Source organism: Archangium lipolyticum (genome assembly GCF_024623785.1).
GTDB classification, from domain to species: Bacteria; Myxococcota; Myxococcia; order Myxococcales; family Myxococcaceae; genus Archangium; species Archangium lipolyticum.
The window spans coordinates 1-20,909 of sequence record NZ_JANKBZ010000009.1 but is presented as its reverse complement, the minus strand read 5'-3'; the positions used below and the strand labels follow the sequence as shown (position 1 = coordinate 20,909).

Annotated in this window: 15 protein-coding genes; 10 read left to right on the top strand and 5 right to left on the bottom strand. The window is 69.6% G+C overall.

Annotated elements, in window-relative coordinates:
• Positions 1 to 53: 53 nt before the first annotated feature.
• Positions 54 to 2,642, top strand: coding sequence for a U32 family peptidase (locus NR810_RS20405; RefSeq protein WP_257454733.1), 2,589 nt, complete (start codon positions 54 to 56; stop codon positions 2,640 to 2,642).
• Positions 2,643 to 2,706: 64 nt separating this feature from the next.
• On the opposite strand, the gene NR810_RS20400 is transcribed toward NR810_RS20405, so the two are convergent.
• Positions 2,707 to 3,150 (bottom strand): nuclear transport factor 2 family protein, encoded by a 444-nt coding sequence (locus NR810_RS20400; RefSeq protein WP_257454731.1) that lies wholly within the window; start codon positions 3,148 to 3,150, stop codon positions 2,707 to 2,709.
• A gap of 98 nt (positions 3,151 to 3,248) precedes the next feature.
• On the opposite strand from NR810_RS20400, the gene NR810_RS20395 reads away from it, so the two are divergent.
• A complete protein-coding gene (locus NR810_RS20395; RefSeq protein WP_257454730.1) occupies positions 3,249 to 4,328 on the top strand; it encodes a prephenate dehydrogenase/arogenate dehydrogenase family protein in 1,080 nt (359 codons plus the stop codon).
• An 86-nt stretch (positions 4,329 to 4,414) separates the two neighbouring features.
• A complete protein-coding gene (locus tag NR810_RS20390) occupies positions 4,415 to 5,884 on the top strand; it encodes a serine hydrolase domain-containing protein (RefSeq protein WP_257454729.1) in 1,470 nt (489 codons plus the stop codon).
• A gap of 123 nt (positions 5,885 to 6,007) precedes the next feature.
• On the opposite strand, the gene NR810_RS20385 is transcribed toward NR810_RS20390, so the two are convergent.
• Complete coding sequence (locus NR810_RS20385; RefSeq protein ID WP_257454728.1) at positions 6,008 to 7,708, bottom strand: dihydroxyacetone kinase family protein; 1,701 nt, start codon at positions 7,706 to 7,708, stop codon at positions 6,008 to 6,010.
• 210 nt (positions 7,709 to 7,918) lie between these two features.
• On the opposite strand from NR810_RS20385, the gene NR810_RS20380 reads away from it, so the two are divergent.
• From NR810_RS20380 to NR810_RS20365, 4 genes are all read left to right on the top strand, one after another.
• Positions 7,919 to 9,709 carry a PAS domain-containing sensor histidine kinase gene (locus NR810_RS20380; RefSeq protein WP_257454726.1) on the top strand — a complete coding sequence of 597 codons (1,791 nt, stop codon included), beginning with the start codon at positions 7,919 to 7,921 and terminating at the stop codon, positions 9,707 to 9,709.
• 35 nt (positions 9,710 to 9,744) lie between these two features.
• On the top strand, positions 9,745 to 10,710 hold the full coding sequence (locus NR810_RS20375; protein ID WP_257454725.1) for a zinc metalloprotease: 966 nt from the start codon (positions 9,745 to 9,747) through the stop codon (positions 10,708 to 10,710).
• Between the two features lie 137 nt (positions 10,711 to 10,847).
• Positions 10,848 to 11,183, top strand: a complete 336-nt coding sequence (locus tag NR810_RS20370) for a hypothetical protein (protein ID WP_257454724.1) — start codon at positions 10,848 to 10,850, stop codon at positions 11,181 to 11,183.
• Positions 11,184 to 11,247: 64 nt separating this feature from the next.
• On the top strand, positions 11,248 to 14,940 hold the full coding sequence (locus NR810_RS20365) for a VIT domain-containing protein (protein ID WP_257454722.1): 3,693 nt from the start codon (positions 11,248 to 11,250) through the stop codon (positions 14,938 to 14,940).
• Positions 14,941 to 14,960: 20 nt separating this feature from the next.
• On the opposite strand, the gene NR810_RS20360 is transcribed toward NR810_RS20365, so the two are convergent.
• Positions 14,961 to 15,557, bottom strand: coding sequence for a DUF2378 family protein (locus NR810_RS20360; protein WP_257454719.1), 597 nt, complete (start codon positions 15,555 to 15,557; stop codon positions 14,961 to 14,963).
• 45 nt (positions 15,558 to 15,602) lie between these two features.
• Positions 15,603 to 15,938, bottom strand: a complete 336-nt coding sequence (locus NR810_RS20355; RefSeq protein WP_257454717.1) for a tellurite resistance TerB family protein — start codon at positions 15,936 to 15,938, stop codon at positions 15,603 to 15,605.
• Positions 15,939 to 16,460: 522 nt separating this feature from the next.
• On the opposite strand from NR810_RS20355, the gene NR810_RS20350 reads away from it, so the two are divergent.
• Together NR810_RS20350 and NR810_RS20345 are read left to right on the top strand one after the other, a co-directional pair.
• Positions 16,461 to 18,563, top strand: coding sequence for a PilZ domain-containing protein (locus NR810_RS20350; protein ID WP_257454716.1), 2,103 nt, complete (start codon positions 16,461 to 16,463; stop codon positions 18,561 to 18,563).
• 37 nt (positions 18,564 to 18,600) lie between these two features.
• The gene (locus tag NR810_RS20345) at positions 18,601 to 19,353 is read left to right on the top strand and encodes a hypothetical protein (protein WP_257454715.1); all 753 of its coding nucleotides are present in this window, start codon (positions 18,601 to 18,603) and stop codon (positions 19,351 to 19,353) included.
• Between the two features lie 211 nt (positions 19,354 to 19,564).
• On the opposite strand, the gene NR810_RS20340 is transcribed toward NR810_RS20345, so the two are convergent.
• Entirely contained in the window at positions 19,565 to 20,314 is a 750-nt protein-coding gene (locus NR810_RS20340; RefSeq protein ID WP_257454714.1) for a hypothetical protein, read from the bottom strand.
• Positions 20,315 to 20,501: 187 nt separating this feature from the next.
• Here NR810_RS20340 and NR810_RS20335 point away from each other — a divergent pair, with 187 nt between their 5' ends.
• Entirely contained in the window at positions 20,502 to 20,849 is a 348-nt protein-coding gene (locus tag NR810_RS20335; protein WP_326522512.1) for a GNAT family N-acetyltransferase, read from the top strand.
• The last annotated feature ends 60 nt before the right edge of the window (positions 20,850 to 20,909 follow it).

The following is a 20,909-nucleotide window of genomic DNA, read 5'->3' as shown; positions in this document are numbered from 1 at the left end:
AGCTCGAAACCGAGGGGACGCGAGGGAGAGGGGGGCGTGTTATGTGAGGCGGCATGCCTCCCCGACGTCCTGAAATCCTCGCCCCGGCGGGCGACCTCGAGTCCATGCGCGCCGCGCTCGCCAGCGGAGCGGACGCCGTCTATTTCGGGCTCGACGAGGGCTTCAACGCCCGCGCCCGCGCCGACAACTTCAACCTGGAGCGCCTCCCCGAGACGATGGCGCTCGTCCACCGGGCCGGGGCTCGCGCCTACCTGACGCTCAACACGCTCATCTTCGAGCCCGAGCTGCCCGTGGTGGAGCGCATCCTCCGCCAGGTGGCCGAGGCGGGCGTGGACGCCCTCATCGTCCAGGACCCGGCCATCGCCCTGCTCGCCCGCGCCATCTGCCCGCAACTGGAGCTACATGCCTCCACGCAGATGACCGTCTCGAGCGCCGAGGGCATCCGCTTCGCCCGGGGCCTGGGCATCACCCGCGTCGTGGTTCCCCGAGAGCTCTCCACCACTGAAATCCGCCGGCTGGCCAGTCAGACGGACATGGAGCTGGAGGTCTTCATCCACGGGGCGCTCTGCATGTCCTGGAGCGGCCAGTGCCTCACCAGCGAGGCATGGGGCGGGCGCTCGGCCAATCGGGGCCAGTGCGCCCAATCCTGCCGCCTTCCGTACGACTTGATGGTGGACGGCCAGAAGCGCGATCTGGGCGACGTGAAGTACCTGCTCAGCCCCAAGGACCTGGCGGGCGTGCGCGCCGTGCCCGAGCTCGTCGACATCGGCGTGCACAGCCTGAAGATCGAAGGGCGGCTGAAGGGTCCGCAGTACGTGACGACCACGGTGCAGGGCTATCGCCGGTGGGTGGATGGAGTCGTCGCCGGCAAGCCGGATGAGCGCCAGCTCGCGAGCGACCTGGCCGACATGTCCCTCACGTACAGCCGCGGCTTCTCCAACGGCTTCCTCGCGGGCTCGGACCACCAGACGCTCGTCGAGGGCCGCTTCCCCAAGCACCGGGGCCTGTACCTCGGCCGGGTGCGCTCGGTGTCCGGCAAGGAGGTCGTCGTCACGCCCGACGAGCGCCCCTGGACGGGAGCCCTCGGCCTGGGAGGGGAACGTCCCGAGGCGCCCGGCGGACAGGTGTCCTCTCCGCTCGCGGGAGAGCCCACTCCGGCCGACGTGGATCCACGCCCGGGCATGGGCGTCGTCTTCGACGCGAGCACGCCCGAGGACAAGCACGAGCCCGGAGGCCCCATCTTCCGCGTGGACCGGAGGGGCAACGGCTGGGTGCTCGGCTTCGGCCACCCGGGTCCGGACCTGGGACGCGTGGCGCCCGGTCAGCGCGTGTGGCTCAACAGCGACCCGTCCCTGGCCCGCCGCACCGAGGGCCTGCTCTCCCACGGCGAGCCCGAGGGCCGCATCCCGCTCACCCTGAAGCTCTCCGGGGCCGAGGGCACGCCCCTGCGCCTGCACGCGAGCGCCTGGGGGCACGAGGGCTCGGCCAGCAGCCAGACACCGCTAGCGCCCGCGAAGGGCAAGGGCCTCGACGAGGCGCTGCTGCGGGACAAGCTGGGTGCGTTCGGAGGCACGCCTTTCACGCTGGCACACCTGGACTGCTCGGAGCTGGCGCCGGGCCTGCACCTGCCCGTGTCGGAGCTCAAGGCGCTGCGCCGTGACCTCGTGGCGGGGCTCTCCGCCGCCGTGGAGCGGGGCCCGAAGCGCACCGTGGTGGAGACACCGGTGCTGGAGCAGGTACGGGCCTCGCTGCTCGCGACCGTGCCCGAGGCACCCACAGAGGACGGGGCGCGTCTGCTGCCGCTGTGCCGCAATGACGAACAACTGGAAGCGGTCATCGCGGCGGGCCTGCGCGAGGTGGAGCTGGACTGGATGGAGATGGTGGGCCTGCAGCGCGCGGTGGAGCGGGCGCGGGCGGCGGGGCTGCGGGTGACGATCGCCACGGTGCGAGTGCAGAAGCCGGGCGAGGAGGGCTACGACGCGCGGCTGGACCGGCTGAGGCCGGACGCGGTGCTGGTGCGCCACTGGGGAGCGATGATGCACTTCCTGGAGCGCCCGGCGGGCCAGCCGCGCCCGGTGCTGCACGGGGACTTCTCGCTCAACGTGACCAACTCGCTGACGGCGGCACACCTGCTGCGGCTGGGGCTGGACACCCTCACCTTCTCGCACGACCTGGACGAGACACAGCTCTTCTCGCTGCTGGACCACGCGCCGGCGCACCGCTTCGCGGTGGCGTTGCACCACCACATCGCCACGTTCCACACGGAGCATTGCGTGTACTCGCACAACCTGTCGAACGGACGGGACTACCGGAGCTGCGGCCGTCCATGCGAGCGGCATCAAATCTCACTGAGGGACCGGATCGGACTGGAGCATCCGGTGATCGTGGACGTGGGCTGCCGGAACACGGTGTTCAACGCGCAGGCGCAGAGCGCGGCGTCGCTGGTGCCGAAGCTGTTGGAGCGAGGGGTGCGCCGCTACCGGGTCGAGTTCGTGCGGGAGACAAGGGAGGAAGCGACGCGGGTGCTGAACGCCTACCAGGAGTTGCTGGCGGGGAAGATCAGCCCCACCGAGGCGGTGAGGAGAACAGCGGTGCACGAGCAGTTCGGAGTCACGAGAGGAACGATGCAGGTCCTGAGCTGAAAACCCCTCTCCCTCTGGGAGAGGGACGGGGTGAGGGTAGACGATTCCGTCCTCCACCCCGTGCTCAAGATCCGGAGGCCCGAGCCACGGCCCGGGCCCCCACGGGAGCAAAAGCCTCGACGACGCCGGACAAATCCTCGATGACGAGCACGCGGACGATCATCCCGTCACGGAAATCGAGGATGAAGGCGAACTCGCTGCGGCAGGATCTGCCGGTCTTCCTGACGATGAACTGCTCGTCACCGAGGACGATGACCTGGTCGCCGTTGCCGACGAAGTTCCAGGTGTGGATCTCCTGGACGTCGAGCACCTCGTCGAGCCGGTCGAAGTAATCGACGATGGCGAGCCTGCCGCAGAACTCGCCGCTGAGGGGGGTACCAGGGGGTAGGGAGAGCTTGAAGGTGGCATCGTCGTCCAGCTTGTCGAGGAGGGGCTGGACGGAGCCGGTGCGGGACATCTCCTCGAAGATCTGCCTGGTGCGATCCACGTTCTTCTTCGCTTCGGACACGCTCGGTTGCCTCTCGGGGGTGCTGCGAAAGGAAGCACTCTGCGCCTGTGGACGGAGGCGGGTCCAAGGCCGTTGGGGGCTCGTGTACAGTTGCGGTCATGTCGCGAGTCGCCATCGTTGGATACGGACGGTTCGGCCGGGCGCTGGGCTCACTGTTGGAGGCGGCGGGGGTGGGCTACCGCGCGCTGGACCCGGTGGCCGACATTCCCGAGGCCCACCGGGCCGGGTCCTTCCAGGAGCTGACCGCCGGGGCGGAGCTGGTGGTGGTGGCCGTGCCGGTGCCGCGGATGCAGGCCGTGCTCGAGAGCCTGCGCCCCTACCTGAAACCAGAGCAGCTGGTGCTCGACGTGGGGAGCGTCAAGGTGAAGCCCGTGCACGCGCTGGCCGAGGTGCTCGGCACGAAGGTGCCCTGGGTGGGGACCCATCCGCTCTTCGGGCCTCTGAGCCTCGCCATGGCGGAGCGCCCGCTGCGCGTGGTGGTCTGCCCCAACCCGCTCCACCCGGACGCGGCGAAGCGGGCGCGGGTCTTCTTCGAGCGGCTGGGCTGCGAGATCATCGAGCAGACGCCCGAGGGGCACGACCGGATCATGGCGCACACGCACGCGCTCACCTTCTTCGTGGCCAAGGGGATGCTGGACGCGGGCTCGGGGGTGGACGTGCCCTTCGCGCCGGCGAGCTTCAAGGCGCTGTCACGGACCATCGAGACCATCCGCGCGGACGCCGGACACCTCTTCGCGGCCATCCAGCACGACAATCCCTTCGCGGCGGAGGCACGGAGCCATCTGCTCGGCGCGCTCAACGCCATCCATCAGGAGCTGGAGGCCATCCCTCCCGAGGCCGAGGCGCCGGAGACACCGCACCTGGAGCTCCCAGCGTTGGAGACGGGCCTGCCGGAGCTGACGGAGACACGCGAGCTCATCGACCAGGTCGATCGAGAGCTGGTGGAGCTGCTGGCCCGGAGGGCCGAGCTGGCCCGGCGCGCGCTCCAGGCCAAGGCACAGGCGGGACAGCCGGTGCCCGACCCGGCGCGAGAGGAAGCAATGATCGCCTCGCGCCGTGCCTGGGCCACCGAGCGAGGGCTGGACGCGGAGGGCGTGGAGGCCGTCTTCCGCGCGGTGCTCCGCTTCTCCCGGCGCGCCCAGCACACGAAGGGCCGAGAGCCGGTTTCGAATTTTTGATCATTTCCGGGTGCTCCCGAGACTCAGTCCATCGAACCAGGGGCGGTTGGCCGGACCAGCCCCAGTTCCTCGGAGCAGTCACCCTCATGATGAAGAGATTCGTTCTCGCCACCGCGCTCTCGTTGGGCGTCAGCTGGAGCACCGCGTGCGCCGAGCCCTCGAGCCCACCGGAAATGCAGTACCAACCCTGCCTGCAGAGACGGCCCTCCCTGCCTCGGGAGCTGAAGGAGAGCATCGACCAGCTCGTCGAGGAGCGGATGCGGCATGGCCGTATCCCGGGCCTCTCGCTGGTCGTGGTGCGTGATGGAAAGCCCGTCTACGTCAGGGGTTACGGGAGCGCCAACCTGGAGTCGGGCGAGCCGATGACCGCGTGCACACGCGTGTCGGTGGGGTCGACCACCAAGTCCATGACGGCGCTGGCCCTGCTGCAACTGGTGGAGCAGGGCAAGGTGGACCTGGAGGCGCCCGTGACGCGCTACCTGCCCTGGTTCCAGACAGCGGATGGACGGGGCAGCGGCATCCTCGTGAAACAACTCCTCTCACATACCTCGGGCATGCCCGCGAAATCGCTCCTGGAGGGCACCACGGATGACGGCGCATTGGAGCGCCGGGTGCGCTCGTTCTCTCAGTTGAGCCTCGCCTTCCCGCCGGGACAGGGATGGATGTATTCCAATACGGGTTATGCCGTCCTCGGACTCATCGTCCAGACGGTGTCGGGTATGCCCTACGAGCAATACCTGGCGAACCACGTCTTCCAGCCCCTGGGAATGAATCACACCACGTTCGGCCCTCCGCCGGAGGCAACGGGTCACCTCGCCCAGGGCTATGCGTGGACGCGAGGAAACACCCGCCCCGTGCCCATGCTGCTCGCCCGCGAGCAACACCCGGCCGGCGCTTCGACCTACTCCTCGGCCCATGACGTGAGCCGCTACCTGGCCGCGATGCTCGCGAAGGGCCGGGGCGTCCATGGCCGCGTCATCACCCCGGAGACCCTCCACCAGATGTGGCAACCCGCCGCGGCCACCTCCGCGGACGCCGCCTATGGTTGGGGTTGGGAGCTGGGGCCGATGTCCGGCAGGCAGGCCGTCTACCACGACGGGAGCGTGATCGGCAGCGGCTCCATGTTCATGCTGTTCCCCGAGGACAACCTGGCGGTGGCGACGCTCGCCAACCTGAACGGACCCCACCAGCAGGAGCTGGCCAAGAGCGTTGCCGCGCTGCTGTTGGGCGCCGAGCCACCTCCGGCCCCGCCCCTGGTCTACCGGGCCCCCAGCACCTTCGTGCCGGACACCTCGGTATGGCAGAGGTACGTGGGCGACTACGTCCTCCACATCTATGGAAGGATGAGGCTCTACGAGGAGTCGGGCCGGTTGCTGGCGGATTGGACCTACACGACGCCGACCCAGGTCCTGGAGCTCGAGGCCTACGGTGACAATGATTTCGTCATCCGGAATGACCTCGGCATCAACGACGGCATGAACGTGAGCTTCCAGGGCACCGCGGACGGCCAGATGCTCCTGTTGGTGGATGGCCAGCCACTGGGACGCCGGCTGTAATTGTCCGTCACCGCTCCTGCCTGGGCACGTGAGGTGGATGCACCCCGGCCGACAACCCACGTGCCCTCCGGACGGTGGCACCGGAATCGGACCGGGGCGGAGCGCACGGAGTCGACGCACTCCCTACTGGGACACATAGCGGGAGAGCGGCTTCATCCAGACGACGACGGCCGCCGCCCCGGCGTCGGGAACACCGAGGACGCGCTCGCCCAGGTAGCTGGCGCGTCCCAGGCGCGGCTTCATCCGAGCGGTGGCCTCCGCGCCCCGCTCCGCCTCCAGGACACAGGCTTCCCAGGCATTGGCCAGCGACTGCCCGGCCTCCAACGCCCGGGCGAAGGCGTCGGCGGCGGGATGCAGGGCGTCGAGCATCGTGCGGTCCCCGGGACGAGCGCCCCCGAGCTCCGCCACGGCCTCGACTGCGGCCAGGAAGGCTCCGGCCCACACCTTCGCGTCCGGCGTCGTGTCCCCCAGGCGGCGGGCGGCGCGCAACAACGCGGTGGCGTAGAACGGCCCCGAGCTACCGCCCACGCTGCGGCGCAGCGCTTCACCCATCGCCGTCAGCGCCCGGGAGGGGCTGGCCCACGAGGACTCGGGCAGGGCACGCAGGGCCGCCGCGCCGCGCGCCAGGCTGATGCCGAGGTCGCCATCGCCCGCCGCGCTGTCGAGCTCCGTCAGGAACGATTCGGCCGTCTCGAGCGCGTCGGCGACCGACAGGACCGCCTGTTTGAACCGGGCCATCCCGGGCTGCTCCGCGCCTGCCTCCACGGGTACCGGCGGCGCCGGAGGCACGGGCCGGCGCTGACGTGCCGGGGCGATCCTTCCGCTGCCCGGCCAGGCGGGTGCGGCGGTGGCCACGTCGAGCCGGCGCAGCCGCTCGTCGTCCACCTTCAACAGGCTCAGCGAACAGCCCGGCATCTCCAGCGCCGTCAGGAACGAGCCACTCCAGGCCCGCTCCACGACGACCTTCCGCTCGCGCAACACGGCCAGGGCGCGACGGGCCACGATCGCCAGCTCCATGGGCGGGGTGCCGCCCAGACCATTGACCAACAAGGCCACGCGCTCGCCAGCGCCGATGCGCAGGTCCTCCAGGATGGTCTCCAGCAGGGTGTCCACCAGCGCGTCCGCCGGCTGCAGCGGCACGCGCCGCACGCCCTGCTCACCATGAATGCCCAGGCCGAGCTCGATCTCTCCCACGCCGAGCGCGAAGCCAGGGCGGCCCGCCGCGGGCACGGTACAGGGGCCCAGCCCGACGCCCATGGTGCCGAGCCCGGCGGCGGTCGCCGCGGCTTCCCGTGCGACCTCCGCGAGCGAGGCGCCGGAGGCGGCGGCGGCACCAGCCACCTTGTGCACCAGGATGGTCCCCGCGATGCCCCTCCGGCGCGAGGGCTCGACGGTGTCGCGCAGTGAGACATCGTCGGCGACGACGACGATCTCCGTCGGGATGCCCTCCGCGCGCGCCAGCTCGGCGGCGAGGCCGAAGTTCAGCCGATCCCCGGTATAGTTCTTCACGATCAGCAGCGCGCCCGCCGGACCCGACACCGCGCGGATCGCCGCCAGGACCGCATCGGGGCTGGGCGAGGTGAACACGTCCCCGGCGACCGCCGCGTGCAGCATGCCGGCGCCCACGTAGCCCGCGTGGGCGGGTTCGTGTCCGCTGCCACCTCCGGAGATGACGGCGACCTCGCGTTGATGGACCTCCATGGGGGTGTCGGCGCGGACCACCACGGACTCCCCCTCCAGCAGCGCCTGCCCCGGCGCGAGCGAGACCAGACCCTCGAGCATCTCCCCCACGACGGCGCGGGGACCATTGACGAGCTTCTTCATCCTCCAAAAGTGAACGTGAGGCCCGAGTCACGTCAAGTCCGGGCACGCCCCGCTTCCTGGCACTGAGACGCGGCGTCTCATTATGTTAAGGGGCTCCCGATCCGGCGCGATCTGGAAGGCAGCGAGCGATTGAGTCACGAAACAAGTCCCTCTCCAGAGCTGGCTCGATCCATCGCGGAGCTCCTGCTACGGAGGAGATCGGAAATTCTCGTGACCTGGGAGCGGAAGGCCCGAGGCGCTCTGGGGCTCGAGTCCCACCTTCCCGGGCTGCTGGATGACCTGACCGCGGGATTGATCCATCTGGACGGGGGTGCTGGACGGCAGCAGCTCCGGTTCGGCGAGGACGAGCTCGAGGATGTCATCCAGGTGTACGGGCTCCTGCAATCGGTGCTGCTCGAGCTCCTCCATCGGGAAGCGCGAGCATCTCCCGAAGGCATCCAGCTCATCCTCGACCTCGTCAATGGAGGGATCCGCGAAGCCGCGGCCGGGTTCGGGCGTGCGAGAACCCAGACCGAGAAGTTGAAATCCGGCGAACGTGAACGGCTCATCTCCGCGTTCAAGGCCGCGACGGCCGCGACGGCCATCGTCCACGGACCCGAGCACATCTACGAGTTCGCCAATGACGAATACCTGAAGCTCTTCCTGGGCTCACGCGAGTACCTGGGCATCCCTCTTCGAAGCGTGCTGCCAGAACTGGAGGGCACCGGCATCTTCGAGCAGCTCGATGAGGCCTTCCGGACGGGAAGACGGGTCGAGCAGAGCGAGGTGCCCCTCCACTTCCGCACCGCCAGCGGGACCATGAAGCTCGGGTATTACACCTACACGTTCACGCCTCATTTCGATGAGTCCGGCCATGTGCGGGGTCTGATCCTCATGGGGATCAACGTGACCGATTACGTGCTCGCGCGGCAGACGATTCAACGGAGCCAGGAGCAGCTGCAACTCATCACCGATCGCCTGCCCGGCTTCGTCAGCTATATCGATCGGGAAGGCCGCTACCGGTTCGTCAACCGGACGTACGAGACCTGGTACGGAATCAAGAGCTCCGAGCTCCTGGGCAAGAAGCGCCGCGACTTCGTGACCGAGGAGACAGCACGTCTGGCGGAGCCCCATGAAAAGCGCGCGCTCGCGGGCGAGCCGGTGCGCTACGAGAACGTGCTGCGCAAGCCCTCGGGTGAATACACCGTCCAGGATGTCGAGTTCGTCCCCGACCGGGATTCCGAGACCGGGGAGATCCGCGGCGCCATCATCGTCGCCCACGACATCACCGAGCAGAAGAAGATCCGGCAGGCGCTCGAGGAGGCCGTCCGTGCTCGCGACGAGTTCCTGTCGATCGCCTCGCATGAGCTCAAGACCCCGCTCACCTCGATCCAGCTCCAGACCCAGATGATGAAGCGGAGCATCGAGCGGGGCCGCCCGGACGCTTTCGATCCCGCCCGGGTGACCCGGCTCGTGGTGCAGACCGACAAGAGCGTCCAGCGGCTGGCCCGGCTGGTGGACGACATGCTGGACATCTCCCGCATCTCGACCGGGAAGCTCACCTTCACCCCGGAGACGTTCGACCTGTGTGAGCTGGCCCGGGAAGTCGTGGAGCGGCTGACCGTTCAAGCAGGCGGCGCCCCCATCTCCTGCGAGTGCCACGGCGTGGTCGAAGGCGACTGGGACCGCTTCCGGATCGATCAGGTGCTCACCAACCTCATCACGAACGCCGTCCGTTACGGCCAGGGCTCACCCGTCGAGCTCACCGTCCAGGGCTCGGACTCGGACGCCGTGCTGAAGGTACGGGACCAGGGACCGGGCATCACGCCCGAGGACCAGGAGCGGATCTTCCTGCGCTTCGAGCGCGCCACGTCCGCGAACACCGTCAGTGGTCTGGGTCTCGGGCTCTACATCTCCCGGGAGATCATCGAGCGCCATGGAGGCTCGATCCAGGTCGAGAGCGAGCCCGGCAAGGGCGCGACCTTCGTCGTGACGCTGCCCCTGCGGCGGACGCCCCCCTGACGGGCCAGGCCCTCTTCGACCTAGAATGGGAGGGAATGATCGAACCTGCGCAGGAGCTCGCTCCTCCTTCCATCGAAATCACACCCGAGGAGCGGGAGTACCAACGGGCCCGGGTGGCCTTCCTGCTCCCGGAGCGGGCAAGCAGCGGCGCACTCCTCCTGATGGGGACGCTCGTCCTGTTCGCGCTCTCCCTGTGGGGTGAGCACGACTGGCGCTACCTGGTGTTGCTCATCTCCGTGCTGCTCTTCCACGAGCTCGGCCACTGGGCCGGGATGAGGCTCTTCGGCTTCCAGGATGTGCGGATGTTCTTCATCCCTTTCTTCGGAGCGGCCGTGTCCGGGCGGAACCAGGGCGCGGAGAGCTGGAAGGAGGCGCTGGTGCTCCTCCTGGGCCCCATCCCTGGCATCCTCGCGGGCTGTGGACTGGTGGGCTTCGTGGCCGCCACGAAATCCCAGGGGCTGACGGAGGCGGCCCTGCTGCTCCTCGCCCTCAACGGCTTCAACCTGCTGCCGCTGATGCCGCTGGATGGAGGCCGCCTCTTCCAGCTGCTCCTCTTCAGCCGCCACCGCTACCTGGAGCTCGCCTTCACCCTGCTCACCTCGCTGGCGCTGATCGGCGTGGCGCTCGCGCTCGATACCTGGCTGCTGGCCGCCGTCGGTCTCTTCAACGTGATGGGACTGTTCCGCCAGGCGCGGCTGCTGCGTCACGTCCACGAGCTGCGCGCGGCGTACCCGGGCATGGCGCAGGCCCCGGAGCGGCTCGATGACACCTCGATGCGCGCCCTCTACGACGCCTCGCTCATGATGGTGGGCACGAGCGGTGAGCACGAGACGAATGCCTACGTGGGGCGCGCCCGGGTGATGAGGGATCTCCACCAGCGGGTGCGGCAACGTCCGCCCTCGGCGCTGGCCAGCCTCGCGCTCTCCGGCGTCTGGTTCGCGGGGATGCTGGCGCTCCTCATCGGCCTGCTGTTCCTGGGCTGGGCCTCCAGGCAACCCTGAAGCCATCTGCTCCCGCGAGACGGGTAACCGAGGGAAACCCTGGAGGTGCTTCGCCTCGCGTACGCTCATCTCTACACTCCAGGTCGTCGTCGCGGCACCCGCAGGGCCAAAACACCGCCGTCCCCCCCGGAGCGAGCATGACCAAGAACACCGTGATGGGCCTTCTGTCGCTGCTGTCTCTCACTGGAGTGGGCTTCGCCCAGACCGCCCAGGCGGCCCCCGCCTGTGAGACGTATTGCAAGCGCGGCGTCTGCGGCAGCTGCGACGACTACGGCTACATCACCACCTGTTACGTCTACAACGGCTGCGGCGGGAAGTACCCCATCCCGTACCGTGCCCAGCCCGTGAGCGCATTCTTCGCCCAGGCGAAGACCGGGTGCGACTCGGCCCCGGCTCCGCTCGCGCAGCCCTCCTCCCTGGCGAGCCGCTACCTGAAGGCCTCGCCCGCGCCCTCCTGGCTGTCGACGAAGTAATCCCAGACGCGCGACAGGGACCCCCCATCACGGGAGGGACCCGGGTGGACTAATCTGCGGCGCCATGTCCCTCCCGCGCGCCCTGCTCACCGGACTCCTCCTCGCGGCCCTGTCCCTGTCGGGCTGCGAGCGAGACTCGCGGTCGGATGAGAAGAAGGCTCCGGAGCCCGAGCTTCCCCAGGCGGATCCATCCCTCTTCGCCCGCGCCGGGCTCACCGCTCCCACCACCGTACCGGGCGTGCCGGACCCGGGCACGGTGAACCTCTCGGAGCTGCGAGAGGCCATGGCGGATCCCCAGCCCGTCACCGAGCCCGATCTCTGGAACCTCGTGCGGGAGGCGAACTGGCGCGAGGATGGGCAACCGCCCGGCCAGCGGCGCGTCAAGGCGGAGCGCTCCGATGAGGAGCACTCCACGACGGGCTCGTCCGTGCATCCTCAGCTGAGGCGCAAGGACCTCAGGACCTTTGGCCAGGCGGATGACGAGGACGCGTCCCGGCGTGCCGAGAGGAGCGATCATCCGTCAGTAGAGCTCCTGACCAGGGAGGAACCGGCTCCCCCGCCGCCTCGCCCCGCTCCCGCTCCGGAACCCGCCACGGCCCGCGCCCCGGCGGCCGAGCCCGTGATTCCAGCGGACTACGCCGAGCAGCGCAGCAAGATGGCGCGGTACGAGCGCCCGCGCGTGCTGGAGCAGAAGCGGCGGGAGGTCATCCAGATCATCAAGGGAAGCGGAGCACCCGCGAAGGCCGACGCGAAGCCCACCAAGGACGCGCTGCGCGAACCGGCGAGCGCTCCCGGTGCGGACACCGCCCCCCGGCCGGTGCTGCCCAAGGTGGAATCCGCGCCGCGCATGGCCAAGGTGCTGGTGCGGGACGAGTCGGGCCGCTACCAGCCGCTGAAGGCCCGCGCGGTGCGCGTGGTGACGTACATCCAGGGCGCCCGCGCGCGCACGGTGGTGGACTACCTCTTCGAGAACGACACCCCGCGCACGCTGGAAGGCACCTTCTATTACCCGCTGCCCGGAGGGGCGACGGTGGCGGGACTGGCGCTGTATTCGGGCGCGGTGGCGGTGGACTCGCCGTCGCTCTTCCAGTCCGCGGAGCTGCTGCCACCGCTGGGGGATGGCTCGGGGAAGCCGGAGGAGCTGGTGGCGGCGGCCCCGCCGGGCCCTCCGGGAACGAAGCGCTCGTGGGGCGTGGCGCAGGAGGCCCGCGTCGTCGAGCAGAAGCGTGCCCGCGAGGTCTACGAGGACGTGGTGCGCCAGGGGGTGGACCCGGCGCTGCTGGAGTGGGCGGGAGCCTCGACCTTCAGCGCGCGCGTCTTCCCGCTGCCGCCGAAGTCCCTCAAGCGCGTGGTCGTCGCCTACGAACAGACGCTCCTCTTCGATGGCCAGCACCTGCGTTACACGTGGCCGCTGCCGCCGGGAGCGGGCAAGGCGCTCAAGGTGTCGGCGCGCGTGCACGTGGACCCGAGGCACGCGGGTGAGGTGACGGTGGGCCCGGAAGCGGGCCAGCCGCGCACGCTCGGCGCCTGGCGGGCATGGGACTGGCCGCAACTGAAGGGGGACGGCGCGCTGGAAGTGGCGCTCACCCCGAGGAACGCGGAGGCGGACGTGCTGGTGGGCGGGGACCCGGCGGGACTGCCCGGACACGCCTTCTACACGCGGGTGCGACTGCCGGAGCGGCTCACCGCGGGCAACGAGGGAGCGCCCACGGGGCGCGCGGTGCTGGTGGTGGACACCTCGCTCTCGGTGGAGGAGGGCAATGCGTGGGCCCTCCAGGCGGCGCTGCTGCGCGCGCTGCTGGAGAAGGACGAGAGCCTCGGTGAGTACGCGGTGCTCCTCTTCGACGTACGTCCGCGCTGGCTGCATGGCCCGGGCTTCCGGCGCAACACGCCCGAGGCGCGCCAGGAGACGTTCGCCGAGCTGGAGCGTGTCTACCTCGAGGGGGCCTCCCATGTGGACGGCATGCTGGCCGAGCTGGACCGGGCCAGCCGGGACTGGCTGAAGCCGGCGGCGGGCGGCGGCCGGGTGACGGCCTTCCTGCTCTCGGACGGGAACGTCACCTGGGGGCAGAGCCACGTGGACGCCCTCATCTCGCGCCACTCCGCCACGGAGACGCTGCGCTGGGTGGGCTACCGCTTCGGCGAGGCCGCGGTGAACCAGGAGCTCTTCGACGCGCTGGCCCGGGCGAGCGGTGGCCGGGTGGTGAACGTGCTGTCCGGTGCCGAGGTGGAGGCGGCGGCACGCGCGCACCGGGCGGCCTCGGTGGTGCTGGCCCGGGTGGAGGTGAAGGGCGCGCGGGTGAAGGACGTGGTGGTGGCGGGCCGACCGCACCTCGTCTTCCCCGGGCAGGAGCTCCAGGTGGCCGGGCGGCTGGTGGATGACGGCCCGGCACAGCTCGAGGTGGTGACACAGGCCGCGGGCGAGGAGCGCTCGCTGACGGTGCCGCTGGCACGCGAGCAGGACAGCACCTTCGCCCCACGCGCCTGGGCGGAGCTGTTCGTGTCGCGGCTGGTGGCGCTGGACGACGTGAAGCTGGACCGGATGGTGGTGGCGCTCAGCCAGCACTACCGGCTGACCAACGCGCGGGCCTCGATGCTGGTGCTGGAGTCGGAGGGGGACTACGTGCGCTTCGCGGTGCGCGACGAGCAGATGGACCTCTCCGACCTGGACACGCTGAAGAAGCAGCAGGAGGACCAGCGGCGGGACGAGCTGCTGGGGCTGTCGCTGAAGGGCGTGCCGGAGACGGGCCACGAGGTGCTGCGGGTGCTGAAGGCGAAGCAGGAGGTGTTGGGCTCGAAGCTGAAGGCCCAGGCCCTGCGGGACTCGCCCTACACGGGAGGCGAGGAGCGGCTCCAGGCCGAGCTGGCGTACCGGAAGGCGCGGCGGTCCAACAAGGACGACGTGATGGTGTACGAGGCGGTGGCGCGCAAGCGGGCCTTCGCGGGAGACACGTGGGGCGCGGTGCGGGCCCTCTCGTCACCGGTGGAGCTGCGCCCCAAGGACGCGGAGGCGCTGCGGCTGGTGGGCTACGGGTTGCTGGCGCTCGGCCAGTACCCGGCCGCCGCCGAGCTCTTCGAGCACGTGCGCCTCAACCGTCCCTTCGAGCCGCAGTCCTACCTGGAGGAGGCCCTGGCGCTGGACGCGGCGGGGCGGCCGGCGGAGGCGGCGCGTAACTGGGAGATCGTCCTGGCCGGCAATTGGAAGCGCCATGGCGAGCAGGCGAAGACGGTGGCGGCCTACCACTACGGCCGGATGCTGGCGGCGCTGGCGAAGCACCCCCGGCTGGTGGGCGAGATGAAGGTGCTGGAGTCGCGCCGGAGCGAGCTGGAGGGGCACGCCAGGCAGGGGCCCATCGACTACCAGCTCACCACGCACTGGAACTCGGATGGGACGGACATCGACCTGTGGGTGGTGGAGCCCACGGGAGAGAAGTGCTTCTACAAGAACAAGCGGACGACGCTGGGCGGACAACTCCACTGGGACATCACGGACGGGCTGGGCCCCGAGCTGTACCACGCACGCGAGGCCGTCACGGGCACGTACTTCGTGGTGGTGCACTACTACGGCAACAACTCGCCGAGGTACGCGGTCCCCACTGCCCTGCTGCTGGTGTCGGACCGGGATGCCTTCGCCAAGGACGACGCGTACCAGCGGCGCTTCCAGGTGCGCATCCTCCCCAAGAAGGACGCACGGCTGCTGCTGCGGCGCGAGGTGGTGCTGGCGGAGAGCGTCCCGGTGGCGAGGACGGAGGAGTGAGCGCCTCCTCCGTCCGCGCCCTACCAGGAGAAGAACAGGTGGAACTCCAGCCCTGGCTCCCAGCACGCCTCCAGGAAGACCGTCGTCCGGACGCTGGTGATGTTCTTGACGGTCCCCTTGTAGAGCCCCAGCACCCACGAGGGCCCCAGCAGCTCACGCACGAGGATGAGCCGGCCCTGGTTGGGACCCAGGCTCTCGTACCTGCGCTCTCCATAGGTGCAGATGAACTGGCTCGACTTGATGGAGAAGGCCAGGCGGTCATGCGCGTTGCCGCTGTCGCTCATGCGGTAGGCCTTGATGAGCGGAAGCTGCAGCACCCGCCCCGTCATGCGTTCCCCCATGACTTCCAGCGCCTTCCCGTACGACAGCTCGCCCTGGCTCGCCAGGCGGTCCGCCGCGGCGTCGGCCAGCCGCAGCAGGTCCGCCATGGGATACCGCGCGACCCCCACCCACTCCCAGATGGGCCACACGGCGGCGCGCATCGACTCCGCCTCCTCGCGCCCCAACAGCTCGCTCATCGCCAGGAAGGCGCTCTCGCAGAACATCCCGGCGATCTGATCCTCCGGCTTCGTCCGGAGGAGCCGTTGCCGTAGTGCCTCTTTCGTATCCTCTAGCATCCACTCCCCTCCCCTGCACACCCGGATGCGGCCAGGACCCTTGGGTCAGCGCCCGGGGCTCAGGATGATGCGCAGTTCCTCGAGCATCTCTTGCTCGGATGCCTGCAACTGGCCATCGCACGCGATGAGCGCGCGGGCCGCTTCGAACACCTCGTCCGGGCGGTTGCGCAGCAGCGCCAGGTCCGGAGCCGGGGGCAACGCGTTGCTCTCCAGCGCCTTCCTCAGGGCGGCCACCTCCGACTCCGGCACTCCCCAGCTCCTCGCCGAGCCGAGGAGGAGCCCCACCTCCCGCTCATCGAGCTGACCGTCGCTCCAGGCCAGCTGGAGCATCAGCTTGAGCACCTCGATGTTGAAGTCGTCCTCGGCGGTACGCCTGGCCATGCGGCATCCTCCCAGGGAGGAGCCTCGCCGTTCCCGCAGCGGCCGTCCACAGCGCGTTCGACCGTCTTGCGCCGCACACCCCGTCCCCGGACTCCGCCCACCCGGCGACACCCCGGTGGCGGCCAGGGCCTCGCAATTCCTCCAAACCCCGCAACCCCTCTCACGTGGCGGACGGATTCTCACGTCCCGAGGCAATTGATGCGGCGGGACTGCAGCTCCGCCAGTCCGGCAAAAGCCTGACAAGCCTTCCCACGCACCCTGCAAGTCATTGTTTGCCCGACTCCAGGCGGGAGCCGTTTTCCCTGAGATATACAGGGGTTCCAGGGTCTCGACCGGGAGGAGCGGAGTTTTCCAGCCACGCCGGGCGCACGGCGGACGCTGGGCAAAGAATGGCAGCTCCGCTTGACGAAAAAAGGGCATGGGCGTTCTCATTTTCGTGCAAGGGATTACCCTCTCGTGGAACAAGAAAGACCACGATGAGGCAGCGCCCTCGCCGCTGCGTCCCCCGGAGAAGGAGGAGCCATGAGCAGTACAGACCTCGAGACCCCGACCGGACCGGTGCTGGCCGCCGGGAGCTACTCGGGCTATTCGCTGCATGCCCAGGGTCCCGAGGAGGGCATCAACCTCATCCTGTCCCAGCCCGGCCTCAGTTGCAGCCGGGTGACGCGCCTGAGCCCCACCTCGGTGTGGGCCATCCCCTCGCCGGGTGCCGAGCTCCCCTCCCGCGAGCGGCCCCTCCACCTGCTGTTGGATGGCAACGGCCACACCATCGGCCCGCTGCGGGGTGAGATTCTGTGGAGCGACTCGCGCCGGTATGACGCGCCCCTCGGCATCCAGCTGGTGGGGGTGTCCCTGGAGCAGGGGCAGCAGATCCTCTCCCTGCTGGACACGGAGGCCCGGCGGGGACGCGCCCGGCCCGCGGTCTCGCCGCTGCCCATCGAGGAGGCCCTCGTCCAGCCCGAGCGCATCCGCTCCATCCTCAAGTCCGTGTGCGTGATGAAGCACCAGGGCCTGCTGCGGCAGCTCGGCCGGACCCTGCGCGTCACCCTGGAGTACTTCGACGTCGAGTCCTCCCAGCTCCACTGGCGCCGGGAGGATCCGGAGCTCGACTGGGGCGCGGCCCCCTATGACATCGAGGTGGTGGGCTACAACTCGGCCTACCGCATGCGCGTGCCGGCCATCGACGTGCGCGGGGACCGGATGATCACCCCCATGCCCCGGCGGCTGTGGAAGGTGCGCCACCGCTGGCATCGGCGCGTGGCGGCTCCCGCGGGCCTGCGCGCCCGCTTCCAACACCCGCTGTGGAACCAGCTGGGACCCCGGGAGCGCGAGGTCGTGGATCTCTCCTTCAGCGGCATGGGGCTGCGGGGCGTCCCCGAGGACCTCGTCTTTCCCGGCCTCCTCCTCCAGCCCATCGAAGTCTGGGGCGAGGACGACGAGCCCATCCTCCTGCGCGGGGAGATCCGCCACGTGGCGGACAAGCAGCCGGAGGGACAGCGGATGTACGGCCTCCAGGTGACGCCCTGCTCGCCCATGGACGAGGCGCGCTGGGTGCACCTCGTCTCCCAGGCGCTCTGCCCCTCCACGCGCGGGGGCGCGGAGCTGCTCGAGCCGCTGTGGGAGCTCTTCGTCGACTCGGGCTACTTCAACCTGGCCGGCAAGACGACGGAGCACTTCGAGGAGCTGCGCACCGGCTTCATGCACCTGAGCCATCGCGCCGCGCACCTGCCCCGGCTCTTCTGCCAGACGGTGTGGCCCTCCGAGCGGGGAGTGGAAGCCACGCTGTCCTCCGTGCGCCCCTACCGTCACGGCTGGCTGGTGCACCAGCTGGCCAAGCGCCCCGGGAAGCCCGCCGGGGACGTGCCGCCCGGACAGATCCTGCGCGACATCCACGTGCGCACGCTGGAGCACTCGCAGAGCGACCCCCACTTCCGGTGGCTGATCGCCTACGCCGAGTCCACCGTCCCCCTCATGGAGCGCGTCCACATCGCCTACGCCCGGGCCCAGGCCCCGAGCGGAGATGCCCTGGTGATGCCCGTGCGCCTCATGGACGTGAGCTGCGAGGAGGAGAGCGGACTGCCCGCGGACGGGCTGGACATCGGCCCCGCCCATGCCTCGGAGAAGCTGCTCCTGGCGGAGGAGATCGCCCGCACGCGCCCGGCCTGCTACGTGGACGCGCTGGACTTCTCGCGCGAGCGGATGGACATGCGGGACGCGTCGGAGACGTGGCTCTCGGCCGGGCTGGAGCGCGAGCGCCGCATCCTCGTGGCCCGCCGCGACGGCGTGCCGCTGGCCGCCATCGTCCTGGAGCTGGGCCCTCCCGGGACGAACCTCTTCCGGTTGCTGGACGCCGCGCGCCTGTTCCCGCTCGCGCCCGAGGGCCGGGACGCCTACGTGGCGCTGCTGGACGAGGCCCGCCGCTGGTACGCGCGCCGGGGCCGCTCCTCCTTCGTCTTCCTGCGCGAGGACGAGGACGACAGCTACGCCGCCGCCGCGCGCCTGCATGACGAGCCCGGCACCCGGCCCTGCCTCTGGCTGCTGTCCGCCCGGCTGCTTCCCGAGTTCCTCGAGTACGTGAGCGAGGCGACCGTGGGCCGATTGATGCCCGCGAACCGCAACCCCTGATTGTAGAGCAGTCCGCAGTACCCAAGGAGTAGGCACCATGAGTCTGGTCAAAGAGCTGTACGAGCCCTATGTGTTGCCCGCGCGCGCCCGTATCTCGACGGATCCGGTGATGCGCAGGCTGGTCGACCCCGCCATCGAGCCGCTGGTCCTGGAGCGGTTCTTCATCCAGCTCAACTCCCTGGGCGTGTACATGACCGAGCCCGTGGAGGGGTGGATCCGCCGCGCCGGCCAGCGCTGCATCTCCCAGGGCCAGGACTCCATCGGCAAGTCCCTCGTCGCGCATGCGAAGCACGAGGCCGGCCACCACCAGATGATGATCGACGACGTGCGCCACCTGGTGCGGAGGTGGAACGCGCGGCGCGCGCAGACCCTGCACGTGGAGCGGCTGCTCGCCCAGCACCCCACGGACGCGATGCGCGCCTACCGGCAGCTCCACGAGCAGACCCTCAACGGGGACCTGCCGGCGGGGCAGATCGCCATCGAGTTCGAAATCGAGAACCTGTCCGTGGTGCTGGGGCCGCACCTGCTGTCCAACGTGGCGCGCGTGCTCGGCCGCGAGACGCTGGAGGGGCTCAGCTTCCTCAAGGAGCACGTGAAACTCGACGTCGGCCACACGGCGCTCAACGAGCGGTTGCTGGAGGAACTGCTGCAGCAGATGCCGGAGAACGCCCGGGCGATCGCGGAGCTCGGCGCCGAGGCGCTCGACATCTACCTGCGCTTCATCGGGGACTGCCTGCACTCGGCCGAGACCGCGCTATGGACCCCGACCGAGGTGGTGGCGGTGGCCTAGTGGAGTGTCCGCGAAGTTTTTGGACATAGTCAGGAGAGGCGGCGCTCCACCCACCCGTACATCTTGGAGCGAGTCCACGACCAGGTGAACGGGTGGGCGGTAACCGTTCACCGCATGGGCCTGGTTGAAGAGGAGCCGTGCGAGACGTAACCGGGAAAGTAGTGCTGGACAAGAGGATGTCTGGCGTGGTGTCGACAACCTCAGCTCAACCTCATGGCTCCTGTGTACTCCAGCCATGGACCGTGGGGCATGCGACTGGCGTGCCCAGGAGCTCGATGGCGGAGTTCTCGTACAGGGTCACCATGTCCCGCACGTTGACGTCCAACAGCCCCTCCAGGCTGTACCGCATGCCCGGAAAAAGGCGGGAGCGACGCTCCGCGAGGAAACGCTGGAGGATCTGCGTCACGTCCTGCTTCGGTGGCGGCTTGCCTCCACCCAGCGCGGAGAGGGCGCGGCAGAGGGCTTCGAACTCCTCGCGGATTCGAGCCAGTCCTGCCTTACGCTCGGCCGCCGTGGTGCTGAAGCGCGCCTGGATCTCCACCCTCACCCACTCGCCCTGACGGGCGGGAAACGCGGGAAAGCGCCAGGAGCGCACGAGCATCCGGACACAGGTTCTGTCCAGGTAGAGACCTTCCACGCGCGGTCCTTTTCCGTCGTGCGCGACCTCCCGCACCTTGCCGTCGCGCCCCACCTCGAAGCTCAGCAAGACCCGGTCATCCACATCGGGAGGAGGGTTCCAAGGAGTGTTTTCCCTGGGGTCTTCTTCGGTGAGCAGGCGCATGCAGGAGGCCAGCGCCTGCCGCTGCTGCTCGAAGACGCGCTTGACCGCTTCGGGAGAGAGGCCGGGGGAGGTCTCCACCTGGCTGGCGGGGGAGACCTCGGCCGCGTGAGCGACGGGTAGCAAAAGGCAGAGGGCCAGAGCGGACCACCTTGGGACGATGCGAGGCATGTGAAAGTGCATGCGGTGCGTCCTAGCAGAAACGCACGGAAGCGGCGGAAATCGAACCCGCCGCCTGGCACTCCCAGAGCGGGCCCGACTGAGTTTCGTAGGAGCCTGGCGGTAGCGTGTGCCCTGGCTGGGTATGGCCAGGGAGGGGCAGGTGGGGGAGCGCGGGTGGGAGTACCGGCGGAGACGGCCGGAGGGGACGGTGCTGTACGAGGGCGAGGTCCGCTTCGGTATCGAACCGCTGTCGACCGGCGAATTGATCGGCAACGTCGGCCTGCACCATTTCTTCGAGCAGAACCGCCGCTGCGAGATCGGCTACGCGCTCGCCAGCCGCCACTGGGGTGAAGGTTATGCGACCGAAGCGCTGCGCGCGGCGATCCGCCATGGCTTCGACGCCCTGAACCTGAACCGCATCGAGGCCGACATCGACCCGCGTAACATCGGCTCGGCGCGGGTGCTGGAAAAGGCCGGCCGCATCAGGCTTGCGGCGCCGTCCAGACCAGGTTCCACAGGTGGCCGTCGAGGTCCTCGAAGCCCTGGTCATACATGAAGCCGTGGTCCTCGGGCGGATGCGGAGTACGGCCGCCGGCGGCGACGGCCTTGGCGATCA